This is a genomic window from Actinacidiphila guanduensis (genome assembly GCF_900103985.1).
GTDB lineage: Bacteria > Actinomycetota > Actinomycetes > Streptomycetales > Streptomycetaceae > Actinacidiphila > Actinacidiphila guanduensis.
Map to the genome: position 1 here is coordinate 269,261 of NZ_FNIE01000006.1, position 17,183 is coordinate 286,443.

Here is a 17,183-nt window from a genome sequence, read left to right on the forward strand (position 1 = left end):
ACCGGATGCCGTACGCCGTACCCGGAGTGCCAAACGCCGGACGCCACGCGCCTCGCGCCCTGGGCCCCGCCCCCTGGTACCCGGCTGGCGCCCGACGCCCCTGTCCGCGGGCCCTCACACCTCGCCTTCATCCGGCCGGCCCGCCGCGCCCGCACCGCCCGCCAACCCCGCCAGGTCCAGTGCCGCGGCCACCCTTGCGGCGACCTCCTCCGCGTAGGCGGCGTCCGCGCGGTCGAAGAGGGGGCGGCCGGCCGCGCGCAGGAAGGTGAGCGTTCCGACGCTGCGGCCGCGGCTGCGCAGGACGGTGACCAGGCCGTGCGCGGTACCGGCCGGCCAGTGCCGGGTGCGCGCCCACTCCCGCGAGCGGGCCGCCGCCTGGGCGTCGCCCTGGCCGGCGAAGCTGGTGCGCACCGTGCCCACGCGCTCCAGCGCCTGGAGCGCGGGGTGCGCGTGGCCGTAGCCGACCGGGATGGTGCTGCCGGTGGGCAGGCAGGGGCCGGCCTCGCCGTCCGGGGTGCCGGCGGCCCGCACCAGGCGCCCGGCCGCGTCCGTACGGTCGACCAGCGCGTGGTCGGCGAACCCGGCCAGGGCGAAGTCGAGCTGGAGGCAGGCGGCCTCCATGGCGTCCTCGCACTCGGCCGCGGCCCGGTCCGCGCGATGCAGCTGCTGGTAGCGGAAGCGGACCCGGGCGCCCTCCTGCTCGGTCGCCTTCTGGGCGGTGACGTCGCTGAAGAGCCACCCGATGCCCAGGGGTACCGGTTCCTCGCCCATGGGCGAGCCGAGGCGGACGAAGCCGCTGCGCCAGCAGCGCCGGGCGCCGGAGGTGTCGCCGCGCGGGCTGAGCCACAGGTCGACGGAGGCGGGCGGCGCCCCCTCGGCCAGGACGTGCTGCAGGGCGCCCTCCAGTTCCTCGGCGCCCTGGGCGAGCAGGTCGGCGAGAGGGCGGCCGAGCAGGGCCTCGCGCCCTGTGCGCAGCATGCGCGCGGCCTGGGCGTTGGCCTGGGCCGGGCGCAGGTCGGCGTCGATGACGACGACGCCCCAGGAGGCGTCGTCGAAGAGCGACTCGCTGAGCGCCAGGGCGCGTTCCAGGTCGATACGGGTGTGCGCCTCCGCGAAGGCGCAGTAGACGCCGATGGGGTGCCCTTCGGCGTCCCTGACGGCCGCCGACTGGCCGCGCATCAGCACGCGCCTGCCGTCCTTGGTGAGCAGGGCGAACTCGCTCACCCTGCGCCCCTTGGCCGCCATGGCGGCCAGCAGCCGTTGCTCGGCCTGGCCCGCGTCCGACGGGCGTGCCGCCCAGCCGCCGAAGCCGCGCCGGCCTATCGCCTCCTCGGCGGTCCAGCCCAGGATGCGGGTCGCCTCCGCGTTCCAGTGGGTGACGACGCCATCACCGTCGAGGGCGCACAGGCCGGCGTCCATTCCGCCCAGCAGCGCTGCCAGTAACCGCTCGTCACTCGTCGATTGCGCGTCGAAAGGCTGCACGTCACAGCATTCAACCCTGGTGTGGGGTGAGTCACACGGGATTTACACAAATCACTTGTGGCTCTGTCGATCACTTCTTACTGTGGCGGTACACAAGAAGGGAGGTGGTCTGAAGCATGAGTTGCACTCGGACACGTGAGGTGACTGCGGGCTAGCACCGCGCACTCGGCGTGCGAGATGCTCGCCAATCCCACGCAGTTCACCCGACCCGCGGGCTCGTCGGACTTGTCCGGCCGGTGCTCGGAGCCTCAGGCTCCGAGGAGCAGCCCGCGGGTCGTTCGTTTTCCCGGGCCCGCCCCTGCGCTCAGGGCGCGGCACTCAGGGCGCGAGGCGCTCCAGCGTCCAGCCGTCCTGGGTGCGCACGTAACGCAGCCGGTCGTGCAGCCGGTTCTCCCGCCCCTGCCAGAACTCCACCGTCTCCGGCAGCACCCGGGTGCCGCCCCAGTCGTCGGGCACGGGCACCTCGGTGCCCTCCGGGTAGAGCGCGGCCTGGTGTGCGTACTCCTCCTCCAGGGCGGCGCGGGAGGTGACGACGGTGGACTGCCGGCTGGCCCGCGCGCCCAGTTGGGACCCATGGGGGCGGCTGTGGAAGTAAGCCTCGGTCTCCTGGGCGCTGACCCTTACGGTGCTGCCGCACACGATCACCTGGCGCGCGATGGGGTGCCAGGGGAAGAGCAGGGAGGCGTGCGGGTTGGCGGAGAGCTCGCGGCCCTTGCGGGAGCGGTAGTTGCTGTAGAAGACGAAGCCGCGCGGGTCGTACCCCTTGAGCAGTACCGTGCGGGAGCTGGGCACCCCTGCCGCGTCCGCGGTGGAGACGACCATGGCGTTGGGTTCGGCCAGCAGCCCGGCGCCGGTGGCGCGTACCGCGTCGGCGAACCAGCGGGCGAACTGCTCGTACGGGTCGGCCGCCGCCTCGGCCTCGGTCAGGCCCGCGGTCCGGTACTGGCGGCGCATGGTGGCGGGGTCGTCCTGGCGTACCTGCTGCTGCAACTGCTGTCGTTCGTGCACCCGGACATCTTGCTGGATCGGCGCCCCGGGGGTGCCATGGACGACCGGTGTGCGCGATCTCACTCCCCCGCGTACGGCCCCGGGCCGGGTGGCCGGGCACCGCACGGGGCATGACCGGTGACAGCCCCATCACCGGTGTGCCGGACCGACGCACCGGAACAAGCCCGGCGGACAGGCGCATGCCGGCAGCCGCAGCATGCGCTCGCACGCCATTCGCACGTAAGGAGCCGCCCATGTCCGACTTCGTACCGGGACTCGAGGGAGTCGTCGCGTTCGAGACCGGGATCGCCGAACCGGACCGGGAGGGCGGCGCCCTCAGGTACCGCGGTGTGGACATCGAGGAGTTGGTCGGGGAGGTGTCCTTCGGGCACGTGTGGGGCCTGCTCGTGGACGGGAGCTTCGACCCCGGGCTGCCGCCGGCCGAGCCGTTCAAGATCCCGGTGCACTCCGGCGACGTGCGGGTGGACGTGCAGGCCGCCCTCGCGATGCTCGCCCCCGCCTGGGGCCTGAAACCCCTGCTCGACACCGACGAGGCGACCGCCCGCGACGACCTCGCGCGGGCCGCGGTCATGGCGCTGTCCTACGTGGCGCAGTCCGCGCGCGGCCAGGGCCAGCCGATGGTGCCGCAGCACGAGATCGACAAGGCGCAGTCCATCACCGAGCGGTTCATGATCCGCTGGCGCGGCGAGCCCGACCCCCGGCACGTGGCGGCGGTGGACGCGTACTGGTCCTCGGCGGCCGAACACGGCATGAACGCCTCGACGTTCACCGCCCGCGTCATCGCCTCCACCGGCGCGGACGTCGCCGCCGCGCTGTCCGGCGCCGTGGGTGCGATGTCCGGCCCGCTGCACGGCGGCGCGCCCTCGCGCGTGCTCGGCATGATCGAGGAGATCGAGCGCGGCGGGGACGCCGAGGCGTGGGTGAAGGCCGCGCTCGACCGCGGCGAGCGGCTGATGGGCTTCGGCCATCGCGTCTACCGCGCGGAGGACCCCCGCGCCCGCGTCCTGCGGCGCACCGCCCGCGAGTTGGGGGCGCCGCGCTACGAGGTCGCCGAGGCACTGGAGAAGGCCGCGCTCGCCGAACTCCAGGCCCGCCGCCCCGACCGCGTCCTCGCCACGAACGTCGAGTTCTGGGCGGCCATAGTCCTCGATTTCGCCGAGGTCCCCGCCCACATGTTCACCTCGATGTTCACCTGCGCCCGCACGGCCGGGTGGTCCGCGCACATCCTGGAGCAGAAGCGCACCGGCCGGCTCGTCCGCCCCTCCGCCCGCTACACCGGCCCCGCCTCCCGCCCCCTCACCTCGGTCCCGGGCTACGACACCCTCCACTGACCCGCCCCGGGGCGCCCCGAATCGGGGGCGCCCCGCAAGGGGGTCCGGGGCACCGCCCAAGCGAAGCTCCGGGGAAGGAACCGCGCGGGCAACCCCACCGGCGGGAGCCGGTCCTGAAACAGAACCCCGGCGGCGGAAACCGCCCCGTAACCGCGGTAACGCACTACGCTGCCACCGTGGCCGATATCGAGATCCCCGCTGACATCAAGCCCGCCGACGGACGGTTCGGGTCGGGTCCCTCCAAGGTGCGGACCGAGGCGCTGGACGCCCTGGCCGCCACCGGGACGTCCCTGCTCGGCACCTCCCACCGCCAGGCGCCGGTGAAGAACCTGGTGGGCCAGGTCCGCTCCGGCGTGCGCGAGTTGTTCTCCCTCCCCGACGGCTACGAGGTGGTGCTCGGCAACGGCGGCTCCACCGCGTTCTGGGACATCGCCACCCACGGCCTGATCCGGGAGAAGTCGCAGCACCTCTCCTTCGGGGAGTTCTCCTCGAAGTTCGCCAAGGCGGCGCAGCTGGCGCCCTGGCTGGCCGACCCCACCGTCGTGAAGTCCGAGCCCGGCACCCACCCGGAGCCGGTCGCCGAGGAGGGCGTGGACGTCTACGCGCTCACCCACAACGAGACCTCCACCGGTGTCGCCGCCCCGATCCGCCGCGTCCAGGGCGCCGACGAGGGCGCGCTGGTGCTGGTGGACGCCACCTCGGGCGCGGGCGGCCTGCCCGTGGACATCGCCGAGACGGACGTCTACTACTTCGCGCCGCAGAAGTCCTTCGCGGCCGACGGCGGCCTGTGGATCGCCGTGTTCTCGCCGGCCGCGCTGGAGCGGGCGGCCGCCATCGCCGGCTCCGGGCGGCACATCCCCGCGTTCTTCGACCTGCCGACCGCGATCGACAACTCGGTGAAGAACCAGACGTACAACACCCCCGCGCTGGCCACGCTGTTCCTGCTCAACCAGCAGCTGGAGTGGATCAACGGTCAGGGCGGCCTGAAGTGGGCGGTCGGCCGCACCGCCGACTCCTCCTCGCGGCTGTACGGCTGGGCGGAGAAGGCGTCGTACGCCACCCCGTTCGTCGCCGACCCGGCGCAGCGCTCGCAGGTCGTGGGCACCATCGACTTCGAGGACGGCATCGACGCCGCCCAGGTCGCCAAGGTGCTGCGCGCCAACGGCGTCGTGGACACCGAGCCCTACCGCAAGCTGGGCCGCAACCAGCTGCGGGTGGCGATGTTCCCGGCCGTCGACCCGGCCGACGTCGAGGCGCTGACCGCCTGCATCGACTACGTCATCGGCAAGCTCTGAGCTGCTGAGGGCGCCGCCGAGTCCGGCGCCGCACCTCCGCCCGCGGTCGAACCGGCCGCGGGCGGAGCCGTGTGCGCGTCTCGTATACGACGGCAGGCCGAAGGTCCGCTCATACGACGGGCTCCCTCGCAGGACGCGGGCAACCGCGGCGGTCCGCCCCGGGAACCCCGCGGCCCGGACGGTCTGTCGTGGCCGCCAGGGCCGGTCAGTCCCTGCGGCGGCGGCTGCGCAGCAGCCGGCTCAGCCCGTAGCCGGCGCCGCCTATCGCCGCCAGGATCGCGAAGCCCGTCGCCTTGGTGCCGGTGGTCGCCTTGCCGGTGGTGTCGGCGTCCTTGCCCGCGCTGCCGCCGGTGCCCGCGCTCGGGGTGGCGCTCGGCGAGGGCGCGACGTCCGCGGGCAGGTCGGCGCCGGACAGCGGCTCCTTCCACACAGCGCTGTCCTTGCCCTCGCTGCCGTACATCAGGGCGCGCCCGTCCGGGGTGAAGGCCACCGACTCGCCCTGCGGCTGCATCGGCAGGTCCACGTCGCCGATCTTGTGCGGCCGGTCGCCGCTCCAGCGGAAGGCGCTGGCCCAGAAGTAGCCGCGCAGCACCAGCCGGGACCCGTCGGGCGAGAAGGCGCCGTCGGTGACCCAGGGGACGTCGGCGATGCGGTGGAAGACGTTGACGCCGGACGCGGACAGGTGCGCCGGGCCCTCGTAGAGGTGGCCGCCGTCCTCGTTCTTGCTGGCGATGTAGACCCGGCCCGTATTCGGCTGGATCATCAGCGCCTCGGCGTTGCGCGGCCCGTCGGCGTAGCGGACGGTGTAGCGGGTGACGTCGACGGTCTGGTTCACCAGGTCCCGCGGCTCGGGGAAGCGGTAGAGGTAGACCTGCGGCCAGGCGCCGTTGAGGTTGTCGCCGATGTCGCCGACGTAGAGGTCGCCGTCGGGACCCATGGAGATCGCCTCGACGTCGCGGGCGTGGATGCCGCGCATGGTCACCCTGGCGACGGTCCTGCCGGTGGCGGAGTCGACGGCGTAGACGTAGGGGCCGTCGCCGCTGTCGTTGTGCGTCCAGTACACGCCCTTGTGCAGCCGGCTGGCGACCAGGCCGCTGGACTCGGTGATCCGCGGGTCGCTGATGTGGAACGCGACCGAGGGCCCGCTGTCGGCGACGGCGGGCACGGCGGTGCCCCAGGCCAGGGCGAGGGCGGCGCACGCGGCGGCCGCGGGGAGGTGCAGGCGCATGCCCCAAGCGTGCCATCCCCCTCCGGGGCCGGCGCGGGTGGCGCCCTTGATTCGAGCGCACTCCAAGAGCTTGTCTGGAAGCCATGGAGTACACACAGCTCGGACGCACAGGACTCAAGGTCAGCCGCCTGGTCCTCGGCACGATGAACTTCGGCCCGCAGACCGACGAGGCGGACAGCCACGCGATCATGGACGCGGCTCTGGACGCGGGCGTCAACTTCTTCGACACCGCCAACGTCTACGGCTGGGCCGCGAACAAGGGCCGCACCGAGGAGATCATCGGCAGCTGGTTCGCCAAGGGCGGCAGCCGCCGCGACAAGACGGTGATCGCCACCAAGGTGTACGGCAACATGGCCACCGAGGAGGGCGACTGGCCCAACTACGACCGGCTCTCCGCGCTGAACATCCGCCGGGCGGTGGAGGCGAGCCTCAAGCGCCTGGGCACCGACCACATCGACCTGTACCAGTTCCACCACGTGGACCGCAGCGCGCCGTGGGAGGAGATCTGGCAGGCGATCGACGTCCTGGTGCAGCAGGGCAAGATCCTCTACGCCGGGTCGAGCAACTTCGCCGGCTGGCACATCGCGCAGGCCAACGAGGCCGCCGCCCGGCGCGGTTCGCTGGGCCTGGTCAGCGAGCAGTGCCTCTACAACCTCGCGGTGCGCGACGCCGAGATGGAGGTGATCCCCGCGGCCCAGCACTACGGGCTCGGTGTGATCCCGTGGTCGCCGCTGAACGGCGGCCTGCTCGGCGGCGCCCTGCGCAAGGAGCGCGAGGGCGGCGGCTCCCGCTCCACCACCGGCCGCAGCGCCGACTCCCTGAAGACGCCCCAGCAGCGCGAGCGCATCCAGGCGTACGAGGACCTGTGCGCCAAGCACGGCGCCGACCCGGGCGACGTCGGCCTGGCCTGGCTGCTCACCCGCCCGGGCGTCACGGGCCCCATCGTCGGCCCCCGCACCATGGACCAGCTCACCTCGGCCCTGCGCGCGCTCGACCTCACCCTCTCCGACGAGTTCCTCACCGCCCTCGACGAAATCTTCCCGGGCCCCGGCCCCTCCCCGGAATCCTTCGCCTGGTAACAGGCCACCAGACCTGAGAGGGCGCGTTGAAGGGGCGCTGGGGGCACCCCCAGGCGAAGCTCCGGGGGAGGAACTGCGCGACCAGCCAGCCACCGGCCGGTGGTCCGGGACGGACCGGACCACCCCTTCGGGCCGGTGGCGAAGCGCGACACCTCGCCGACCAGGCAGAGCGAGGACCCGGCGCCCCGGGTGCAGGGCACGCCCTACATCGAACGGCGAAGCGTGACACCCAAGGGGGCGCTGGGGGCACCCCCAGGCGAAGCTCTGGGGGAGGAACTGCGCGACCAGCCAGCCACCGGCCGGTGGTCCGGGACGGACCGGACCACCCCGCCCAGCCGGTGGCGAAGCGCACCACGCCGCCGATGAGCCGGAGCCCGGACCAAAAGCCCCCGGTGCAGGGCGCGCCCTGCGTCGAACGGCGAGGTGCACCCCCGCAGCGCTTCAGCGCAAAGCGGCCGCAGCCACCACAACCGCGAGCAGAAGAACGAACGCTGCGGTCATGACGCGAGTACGGGTCTTGGGGTCCACCCTCTGAGGTTAACCGGGCGCGTCGGCCCGGTGGCCGAGGGGCCAGGCACCCACCGTCGCGTACCGCGGCTGAGCCCCCGGCACCCCCGGCGGCGGCGCCGTGCTGGACAGCAGCCGCAGCACGTCCGCGGTCCAGGGCGCACCGGTGAAGAGACCGAGTGCCTCTGCGAAGGGGCGCAGCCGCACCGGCGCCGTACGGGGGCTGCGGGCGAGCGTCAAATGCGCCCGGAAGCCGTGCTCCTCGTCCGCGGGCACCCCGGCCCGGCGGCCCGCGGCCCGTACGGACTCCGCGAGCCGGGCCAGTTCCGCGGTGCCGCCCTCGGCGCCGGCCCACAGCGCGCGGTCGCCGAAGCGTCCCCCGCCGGCCAGCCGCAGGCGTTGCGGCTCGTGCCGGGCGGCGGCACGGGCGAGCCGCGCGTCGAGGTCGGGCCGCAGGGCGTCGGGCACCTCGCCGAAGAACGCGAGCGTGAGGTGCCACCCCTCCGGCTCGGTCCAGCGCAGCCGCTCGCCGCCCGGCAGCCGCCGCAGCCCCGCCGTCACGTCCGCCAGCTCGGCCACGGCCCCCTCGGGCGGTACGACCGCCGCGAAGAGCCTCATCCGGCCCTCACCCGGCCGTTCGTACGACCTGTCGTACGGCTCATCCGGCAGCTGTGGCGCAGCAGGCGACCCCCTGTGTGGCGTTCATACGGCATTCATACCGCAGAGGTCAGCCGCGGCGTCCCGGGCTCCCCGCCGGGCTCGGCACCGTCCCCGTCCGCCTCGGCTCCGTCCGGACCGGACGCGGTGCCGGGAGCGGCGGAAACCGGGGCCCCGCCGTCGAACTCCACCGCCGAGCCCACCGTCTCCGCTCCCTCGGCGGCCGCGTCGGCCCCCACGGAAGCCCCGGCAGGAGAACCAGCCGCAGAACCAGCCACAGAAACAGCCACAGAGCCGGTAGCGGAACCCACGGCAGGACCGGCACCAGAACCGGCACCAGAACCGCCGCCAGTACCACCGCCAGGCGCGTCAGGAGCCCCGCCGGAAGCCCCGCCGGCGCCGGCCGCCCCGAGCGCGGTCGGCGCCGTCCGTACGGCCGGTGAGCCCTGCACGGCGTCGGCCGTGGGCTCCCCCGCGCCCTTCCGCGGCACGAACGCCAGCACCGGCTCACCCTCGCGGCGCCGCAGGTTCACCCGCAGCCGCAGGCCCGCCGCACGGGCCAGCGCGGTGCCGACCAGGGTCGCGCCCGCCATCGAGAGCAGGCCGCCGCTGAGGAAGCCGACCCGGGCGCCGAAGGTGTCGGTGACCCAGCCCATGATCGGCCCGCCGATCGGGGTGCCGCCGACGAAGACCATCATGTAGAGGCTCATCACGCGCCCGCGCATCACGGGGTCGGTGGCGAGCTGCACGCTCGCGTTCGCCGTGGTGTTGAAGGTCAGGCCGAAGACGCCGATCGGCACCAGCAGCACCGCGAAGATCCAGAACGACGGGACGACGGAGGCGAGCACCTCCAGCAGCCCGAAGAGCAGCGCGGCAGCCACCAGCATGCGCAGCCTCGTGCGGGCACGGCGGGCGGCGAGCAGCGCGCCGATCACGGAGCCCGCGGCCATCAGCGAGTTGAAGAGGCCGTAGGTACCGGCACCGGCGGAGTAGATCTTGTTGGCGAAGGCGGAGAGCCAGATCGGGAAGTTGAAGCCGAAGGTGCCGATGAAGCCGACCAGCACGATCGGCCAGATCAGCTCCGGCTTGCCGGCCACGTAGCGCAGGCCCTCGCGCAGCTGGCCCTTGCCGCGCGGTGCCCGGTCGATCCGGTGCAGCTCGGAGGTGCGCATCAGCAGCAGCCCGGTGATCGGGGCGAGGAAGGACAGGCCGTTGAAGAGGAACGCCCAGCCGCTGCCCACCGCGGTGATGAGCACACCGGCGACGGCCGGGCCGATCAGCCGCGCGGACTGGAAGTTGGCGGAGTTCAGCGAGACGGCGTTGCGCACGTGCGCCGGGCCGACCATCTCCATGACGAAGGTCTGCCGGGTCGGGTTGTCGACGACGGTGACCATGCCGAGCAGGAACGCGATCGCGTAGACGTGCCAGACCTGCACCACGCCCGACAGCGTCAGCCCCGCGAGCAGCAGGCCGAGCAGGCCGAGGACGGCCTGGGTGCACAGCAGCAGCTTGCGCTTGGGGTAGCGGTCGGCGATCACGCCGCCGTAGAGCCCGAAGAGCAGCATCGGCAGGAACTGCAGGGCGGTGGTGATGCCCACCGCGAAGGACGAGCCGGTGATGCTGAGCACCAGCCAGTCCTGGGCGATCCGCGACATCCAGGTGCCGGTGTTGGACACCACGGCGCCGGTCGCGAAGAGCCGGTAGTTGCGGATCTTGAGGGAGCTGAAAGTGCCCGTCCTCTTCTCCGCGGGACGGTCAGGTTCGGTTGCGGTGTGTGGTCCGGCTGCCGAACTCAATCGGTACTCGCCTCCCCTTCCTCGGGTTCCCGGGCGTTCCGGGCTTCTGGTCGGTCGTACGGGCCGCGCTGCTCAAGGGCCGCTCACGGCTGCTCAGGGGCCGCTCACAGGTGGGCCAGCTTCTCCAGCACGGGGGCCGCCTGCCGGAGGACCGCCAGGTCCTCCGGGCTGAGCCCCTCGGCGAGTTCGGCCAGCCACGCGTTGCGCCGGTCGCGGCTCTCGGCGAGCATCGCGTCGGCCTGCTCGGTGCGCGTGACGACCACCTGGCGGCGGTCGTCGGGATGCGGCTCCCTGCGCACCAGGTCCTTGGCCTCCAGCATGGCCACGATGCGGGTCATCGACGGCGGCTGGACATGCTCCTTGCGGGCCAGCTCGCCGGGGGTGGCGGAGCCGCAGCGCGCGAGGGTGGCGAGCACCGACATCTCGGTCGGGCTCAGGGTCTCGTCCACCCGCTGGTGGCGCAGGCGGCGGGAGAGCCGCATCACGGCGCCGCGCAGCTCGTTGACGGCTGCGCGGTCGGCCTCGGACAGTTCGGTCACATACTTAGATTACCTCATTACCTAGCCTAAGCACACGCGTCCAGATCTGCCCGCCGCGTCCCGGCCGTCAAACCCCGTACCGCCCGCATCTCACCCGTACGTGTGATCTCGGGACGAAAAGTGCCGCACGCGGCTGCGGGCGTTGGGGACGGTGGGCTCATGGCATCCAGCGCATCGAGCAAGGCAGCGAGCGGGGCGTGGAGCGGCCGACCGGGTCCGCGGCCGGGACCCCGGCCCGGTCCCGGGCACGACGCGGGGCCCAGGGCGGCAGACGGAGCGGCAACGGGAAAGGGGGCGCGCGGCACCGGGGACAGAATCGGCGGCGGGCCGGCGACCGAGGGCCACTCGCGCGTGCTGAGCCTGCGGGTGGACGCGGACCTGTGGGACCGCGTCCGCGCCCACGCGGCCAAGCGCGGCATGAGCGCCCAGGACTACGTGATCGGCACGCTCGTCCGCGACGACTTCGACCAGCGCTTCCAGGCCGCCGTGGACGAGACCGAGCGCTTCTACGCCGGCCCCGCCGCGCCCGGCGGCGCCGACCTGCTGCCCGCCGTGACCCCCTCGCCCGGCCTGCCGTGGGCACCACTGGGCGGGCAGCAGCCGTACGGCTCCGAGGCATAGCGGCGGATACGGCGACGGGCCGGGCGAAACGATTCGCCCGGCCCGTACGACCACTCAGCCCGCGCCCACCGCGCCGGCCGTCCTCGTCAGCGCCGTCACACCAGGCCCAGCGCCGGCATCAGGTAGTAGAAGGCGAAGACCGCCGACACGGCGTAGAGCGCCACCGGCACCTCGCGCCAGCGGCCGGCGAAGGCCCGCAGCACACAGAAGGCGATGAAGCCGATCCCGATGCCGTTGGTGATCGAGTACGTGAACGGCATCATCACCATCGTCAGGAACGCCGGCACGGCAATGGTGTGGTCGCTCCAGTCGATCTCCCGGATGGAGCCGGCCAGGATCAGGAAGCCCACCGCGATCAGCGCCGGGGTGGCGGCCTGCGCGGGCACCATCGTGGCCAGCGGGGTGAGGAAGAGCGCGAGGACGAACATCAGGCCGGTGACGATGCTCGCCAGGCCGGTCCTGGCACCCTCGCCGGCGCCGGCGGTGGACTCCGCGAAGCAGGTGTTCGCCGAGGAGGAGCTGAGGCCGCCGGCCGCGGTGGCGATGCCGTCCACCATCAGCACCCGGCTCATGCCCGGCAGGTCGCCCTTGCGGTCCAGCAGCCCGGCCTCGTCGCTGACGCCGAGGATCGTGCCCATGGCGTCGAAGAAGCAGGACAGCAGCACCGTGAAGACGAACAGGATGCCGGTGAGCACGCCGACGTCGTGGAAGCCGCCGAAGAGGCTGAAGTGGCCCAGCAGGCCGAAGTCGGGGGTGGAGACGGGGTTGCCGGGCCAGCGGGGCACGGTCAGGCCCCAGCCGGCGGCCGGGACGTTCGCGGTGGCGTCCACGATCAGCGCCAGCGCGGTCATGGCGACGATCGAGATCAGGATCGCGCCGGGCACCTTGCGGATGACGAGCCCGAGGGTGAGCAGGGTGCCGAGGACGAAGACCAGCACCGGCCAGCCGTGCAGGTGCCCGTCGGTGCCGAGCTGGACCGGCACGGTGGTGTGGGCGGCGTCCGGGACGCGGCTGACGAAGCCGGAGTCCACCAGGCCGACGAGCAGGATGAACAGCCCGATGCCGATGGCGATGCCCTTGCGCAGGCCGAGCGGCACCGCGCTCATCACCCGCTCGCGCAGCCCGGTGGCGACCAGCAGCATGATCGCAAGGCCCGCGAGGACGACCATGCCCATGGCGTCCGGCCAGCTCATCTTCGGCGCGAGCTGCAGGGCGACGACGGAGTTGACGCCGAGGCCCGCGGCCAGCGCGATCGGCACGTTGCCGATCACGCCCATCAGCAGCGTGGTGAAGGCGGCGGTCACGACGGTGGCCGTGACCAGCTGACCGCCCTGCAAGTGGTGGCCGAACTTGTCCGTCGCGGAGCCGAGGATGATCGGGTTCAGCACGATGATGTACGCCATCGCGAAGAACGTGGCGAGGCCGCCGCGGATCTCCCGGGGGAGGGAAGAGCCGCGCTCGGAGATGCGGAAGAAGCGGTCCAGGCCGGTGGCCGGCGGGCCGGCGGCGGGCCGCCGGGTGTCGACGGGGGCGGGGGCCGAGGGGGACATGGGCGTCCTCAAGGAGCTGGGCTCGCCTGCTTTTGGGCGATCGTACGAATGATTTCGGTCAACGGGTGACTGTTTCAGTATGAACAAACAGGAAACGAGAAGCTATCTCCGCGCGTAGAGGCCGCGGTGGGGCGGGCCGGGGCGGCTCGTGGGGGCCCTTGCGCGGGCCCCTACGATGGTCGGCATGAGCAAGCAGTCCACGCCATTGCGGGAGGCGCCCGAGCCGCTCGAGGCGAACGATGTGGCGACCGTCACGGTGGGTACGGTCATCTGGTTCGTCCTCTTCCTCGCGCAGCTGCCCTTCTATGGCTGGTACTCCGACCACGGGCACACGTGGTTCATCTGGACGTGCCTCGCCGGCGGCGGCCTCGGCCTGGTCGGCCTGCTGTACGTGCGGGCGCGGCGCGACGCGATTCGCTCCGCGAGGCAGTAGGGGACGGCTACTCGCCGTTTGGGTTCGCCGCCGTCGCCGCCTGCCCCGCCGGTGGGGTTACGGGGCGGCTCCCCGCCGCAAGGGTTCGCCGCCGCTGCCGTGTACAGGGCTCCTCTGGCTGATCGCGCAGTTCCCCGCGCCCCCAAGAACGGCAACCCGCCGTAGGAGCTTCCGCACATCCCCGGCCACAGGCCGGTAGGTGGCTGGTCGCGCCGTTCCCCGCGCCCCTGAAAAACCTTGCCCTTCGCGCGCAAAGCGAGCCCCGTACAACCCAGGGGCGCTGGGGGTACCTCCCAGGCGAAGCTCTGGGGGAGGAACGGCGCGCGCAACCGGCCACCGGGCGGCAGGCGGCAACGGCGGGGAACCCGGACGGCGAGAAGCCGCCCCGTTAATCGAACCAGCGCGCTTGGGCCAGTTCGGCTGTGCGGGTGGGGTCTTCGAGGAGGGCGGCGACCTCGAAGCGGCGCTCCCAGTGGCCCGCCGCCCAGGCGAGCCCCGCGGCGACGCCCTCGACGGTGGAGCCGTGCAGAACCCCGCCGACCCAGCGCCAGTCCACCTCGACGCCCCCGGCGAGTTCCAGCACCTCGTGCTCGACGTAGGTGGCGGGCGCGCCCGGCAGCAGGTCGTGGACGGCCGGCAGGACGTCGTGCAGGTCGCCCTCGGAGGCGACGGCCCCCTCGTCGGCGAGCGCCTCGCTGAGCCGCCGCACCTGGAACAGCTCGGCCAACTCCCCCGCCAGCCGCGGCGGTACAGGGAGCAGGGCCAGCCCCTCGGTGAGCGGCAGCAGGTCGGGCGCATCGGCGACGAGCGCGTCGGCGGCGTCCACGACGACCACCTCGCCGTCCCGTACCGCCCGCAACTCGTCCGGCAGGGTGACCTCTTCGGGGTCGAGTTCGGCCAACGCGGCGTACAGCCCGTGCAGTTGTGCGGCGCCGACGGGGCGCGAGGGGTCGGCGAGGCGGCCCAGCAGCTCGGCGGCGCCACCGGGTTCGCCGAGCAGTGCGGCCACGGTGGTGCGTACGCCGAGCGCCCGCAGCACCTGCTCGTCCACCCCGGCGTCGGTCTCGGCCTCGTCGTAGAGCCCGGCGAGCAGCCGGTCCCCGCCGGCCGTGCGCAGGCCCGCCGGGCGGCGCCCGTCGAGCACCGGGTGGTCCCGCAACCACCAGGCGGTGTACGGCCGTACGGACTGCGTCGTGCCGTCGGGCAGCAGCACCCGCACGGGGGCGGTCACGGCCTCGCGCAGCGGCGGACGGGAGAGCATGGCGAGCACCTGCGGCCAGGCGTCGTCGTCCACGAGGTCCAGGTCCCGTACGCCCGCGACCTCGCCGGCCACCGGCGGGACGTCGGTCTCGGGCAGTTGGTCGAGCACGTCCTCGCACCAGACGTCCACCGCGTCCAGCAGCCCGGCGTCGTCGGGTTCGGCCCAGTCGCTGTCGCGGGGTTCGAGGTCGTCGGGGTCGAGGACGACGTCGGCGGCGCGCACCAGCGCGAAGGTGGCGAGCACCCCGACCGCGGTGAGCGGCCCTTCGCCCCAGCGCTCGGCCAAGTCGGCGTCCACAGCCGCGAGTTCACCCTCGCGCAGGACGGCCTCCAGCGGGCTGCCGGGCAGCACCAGCTCGCCGGCGGGGGCGAGTTCGCCGTCCTCGTCGGGCAGGGCGAGGGCGGACAGCCACGGCTCGTCGCCCGGGGCGAGCCCGGCGGCGCGGACCAGGCCGAGCACGGTGTCGGCCAGTTCCTCGGCGTCCAGGCCGTCCTCGTCGTCCCAGGCGGGCCGGTCCTCGTCCAGCGAGGCGGCGACCGCGGTACGCACCTGCGGGCTGGTCAGGACGGCCCGCGGGGTGGCGGGGGCGGCGCCGAGCTTCTCCAGCAGGGGGTGGGCGGCGTCGGCGTGGGCGACGCGCAGGCCGAGCCGGGCGAGGGCGGCGGGATCGGTGGGCGCGGTGGGGGTGGTGGGGGTGGTGGGTGTCGTGTCCCCGCCGGCTCCGCCGTCGCCCCTGTCCTCGTCGTCGCCCGGCACCGGCAGCAGCACCTGGCGCGGGCCGACGACGGTGCGGCCGTCGGCGAGCGGCACGGGCAGCCCGCTGAGCACGTCGGGGTCGGTGCCGGCCAGCGCGTCGTAGAGCCGCCACCACCAGCCGGGCGGGCGCTCGGCGCCGGCCAGCCGGTCCACCGCGTCGGCGAGCGAGAGCCGGGCGACGCCCAACTGCCGTAGTGCGGGCCGTCGTTCGAGGGCCGAGGGGAGCAGTGTGGGCAGCACCTCGGCGAGCACGCGGACCGCCTCGGCGGTCGCGCCCTCGACGATCTCGGCCTCGACCGGGCGCAGCGCCCGGCCGTCGCCGGCGAGCGGGCCGCCCTCGTCCCACGGCTCGGCCGCCGGCCCTCGACCGCCCTCCGCCTCGGGTTCCGCGGCGCGCGGCAGGAACGCGGTGCGCGGCAGCGCGGCCAGCACCCTGCGGCGCAGTTCGGCGTCCAACTCGCCCTTGCCCAGCGGCCCGGGGACGAGGTCCACCACGCCGGTGCCGATCGGGCGCCATCCGGCGAGCAGCCGTACGTAGCCCTCGGCGGCCCGCTCCAGCAGGAAGTCGGTGAGCGGCCCGGGCGCCGTGTGCCGGCGGGTCGGGTCGAGCGGGAAGCTGGCGAGCAGCAGCGCGGGCAGGCCGAGCGGTTCGTCGGTGGGGGTGGGCGCGTGGACGACGGGGGCCGTGGCCGGCGCGGCCGGGGCGCCCTCGGGGTCGACGGGGACCGCCCACGTCACCGACCACACGGGCCGCAGCCGCTCCTCCACGGGCCGGTCGGCGAGGAGTTCGGGGGCCAGGGCGCCGCCGGCCGTGTCGACCCGCCAGCGGCCCGGTGCCGGCCGGGCGGAGTCCTCGATCAGCACGTCGCCCCCGTCGAGCACGCGGCGGGTCAACGTCCGTACGCCGTCGGGTGTTTCGACGACGACCTCGGCCAGGCCGGGCAGCGCGAGCAGCAACGCGTCGTCCACGGCGGCGAGCAGACGCCGCGTCAGGTCCTCGGCGGAGCCGTCCCGCAGGGGCAGCACCACGACGGTGTCGTAGCCCTCGGGGGCGGTGCCCTCGGCGGCGAAGGGCAGCCGCAGCAGCGGGACATGGCCGTCGCGGCGGCGCAACTCCGAGGTGAGGCCGGGCAGTTCCGCGGTCAGTGCGCGGGCTTCGGCGAGCGACCAGCGGACGCCGCCGGTGTGGCTGAGCACGGCGGGCTCGTCGCTGACCGCGAGCACCGCGGCGAAGCCGATGCCGAAGCGGCCGACGACCGCGTCGGGGGCGTCGTCCCGCTTCGCGGAGGCGCGCAGGGTGGAGAGCGACTCCACGGCCGCGGCGTCCAGCGGGGCGCCGGTGTTCGCCGCGGCCAGCACCGCGGGGGCGCCGGCCTCGGCCGGGTGCAGGGTGAGCCGGAGCCGGCCGGGCACGCCCGCGCGGGCGGCGGCGTCAGCGGCGTTCTGGGCGAGTTCGACGACGAGGCGGTCACGGTGGCCGCCGAGCGCGAGGTCCTCCTCGGCGTTGGCGTCCTCGCGGAACCGGGCAGCCGAGGTGGACCACGCGGTCAGCACTGCGCGGCGCAGGTCAGCGGTGCGGAACGGGTCGGGTCGGCCCTCGGGCGCGGTGCTGACCACTGCTGGGCGGCTCACGGTTCGTC

Annotated in this window: 12 protein-coding genes and 1 pseudogene; 5 read left to right on the top strand and 8 right to left on the bottom strand. The window is 73.9% G+C overall.

Features of this window, described 5'->3' with window-relative positions:
• Positions 1 to 114 precede the first annotated feature (114 nt).
• Complete coding sequence (locus tag BLR33_RS15360) at positions 115 to 1,482, bottom strand: PAS domain-containing protein (RefSeq protein WP_265737038.1); 1,368 nt, start codon at positions 1,480 to 1,482, stop codon at positions 115 to 117.
• Positions 1,483 to 1,800: 318 nt separating this feature from the next.
• Positions 1,801 to 2,436 (bottom strand): pyridoxamine 5'-phosphate oxidase, encoded by a 636-nt coding sequence (gene pdxH, locus BLR33_RS15365; protein WP_093785201.1) that lies wholly within the window; start codon positions 2,434 to 2,436, stop codon positions 1,801 to 1,803.
• Positions 2,437 to 2,723: 287 nt separating this feature from the next.
• On the opposite strand from pdxH, the gene BLR33_RS15370 reads away from it, so the two are divergent.
• On the top strand, positions 2,724 to 3,821 hold the full coding sequence (locus BLR33_RS15370) for a citrate synthase 2 (protein ID WP_093785013.1): 1,098 nt from the start codon (positions 2,724 to 2,726) through the stop codon (positions 3,819 to 3,821).
• A 176-nt stretch (positions 3,822 to 3,997) separates the two neighbouring features.
• Entirely contained in the window at positions 3,998 to 5,116 is a 1,119-nt protein-coding gene (serC, locus tag BLR33_RS15375; protein WP_093785014.1) for a phosphoserine transaminase, read from the top strand.
• A 205-nt stretch (positions 5,117 to 5,321) separates the two neighbouring features.
• Here the strand turns inward: serC and BLR33_RS35215 are convergent, their stop codons facing one another.
• Positions 5,322 to 6,344 carry a hypothetical protein gene (locus BLR33_RS35215; RefSeq protein ID WP_093785015.1) on the bottom strand — a complete coding sequence of 341 codons (1,023 nt, stop codon included), beginning with the start codon at positions 6,342 to 6,344 and terminating at the stop codon, positions 5,322 to 5,324.
• A gap of 83 nt (positions 6,345 to 6,427) precedes the next feature.
• On the opposite strand from BLR33_RS35215, the gene BLR33_RS15385 reads away from it, so the two are divergent.
• Positions 6,428 to 7,423, top strand: a complete 996-nt coding sequence (locus BLR33_RS15385; RefSeq protein ID WP_093785016.1) for an aldo/keto reductase — start codon at positions 6,428 to 6,430, stop codon at positions 7,421 to 7,423.
• 537 nt (positions 7,424 to 7,960) lie between these two features.
• Here the strand turns inward: BLR33_RS15385 and thpR are convergent.
• From thpR to BLR33_RS15400, 3 genes and pseudogenes are all read right to left on the bottom strand, one after another.
• Positions 7,961 to 8,548: an RNA 2',3'-cyclic phosphodiesterase gene (gene thpR, locus BLR33_RS15390; RefSeq protein WP_093785017.1), complete on the bottom strand. Its 588-nt coding sequence runs from the start codon at positions 8,546 to 8,548 to the stop codon at positions 7,961 to 7,963.
• Positions 8,549 to 9,054: 506 nt separating this feature from the next.
• Positions 9,055 to 10,383, bottom strand: a pseudogene (locus BLR33_RS15395) (MFS transporter); the annotation flags it as partial.
• Between the two features lie 104 nt (positions 10,384 to 10,487).
• Positions 10,488 to 10,865 (bottom strand): MarR family winged helix-turn-helix transcriptional regulator, encoded by a 378-nt coding sequence (locus BLR33_RS15400; protein ID WP_093785202.1) that lies wholly within the window; start codon positions 10,863 to 10,865, stop codon positions 10,488 to 10,490.
• A 408-nt stretch (positions 10,866 to 11,273) separates the two neighbouring features.
• Here BLR33_RS15400 and BLR33_RS15405 point away from each other — a divergent pair, with 408 nt between their 5' ends.
• Entirely contained in the window at positions 11,274 to 11,543 is a 270-nt protein-coding gene (locus tag BLR33_RS15405) for a hypothetical protein (RefSeq protein WP_093785018.1), read from the top strand.
• A gap of 95 nt (positions 11,544 to 11,638) precedes the next feature.
• Here BLR33_RS15405 and BLR33_RS15410 read toward each other — a convergent pair whose 3' ends face one another.
• The gene (locus BLR33_RS15410; protein ID WP_093785019.1) at positions 11,639 to 13,093 is read right to left on the bottom strand and encodes an NCS2 family permease; all 1,455 of its coding nucleotides are present in this window, start codon (positions 13,091 to 13,093) and stop codon (positions 11,639 to 11,641) included.
• Positions 13,094 to 13,277: 184 nt separating this feature from the next.
• Here BLR33_RS15410 and BLR33_RS15415 point away from each other — a divergent pair, with 184 nt between their 5' ends.
• Complete coding sequence (locus BLR33_RS15415; RefSeq protein ID WP_093785203.1) at positions 13,278 to 13,526, top strand: DUF2530 domain-containing protein; 249 nt, start codon at positions 13,278 to 13,280, stop codon at positions 13,524 to 13,526.
• Between the two features lie 388 nt (positions 13,527 to 13,914).
• On the opposite strand, the gene BLR33_RS15420 is transcribed toward BLR33_RS15415, so the two are convergent.
• On the bottom strand, positions 13,915 to 17,175 hold the full coding sequence (locus BLR33_RS15420) for a sacsin N-terminal ATP-binding-like domain-containing protein (RefSeq protein ID WP_407639681.1): 3,261 nt from the start codon (positions 17,173 to 17,175) through the stop codon (positions 13,915 to 13,917).
• Positions 17,176 to 17,183 lie beyond the last annotated feature (8 nt).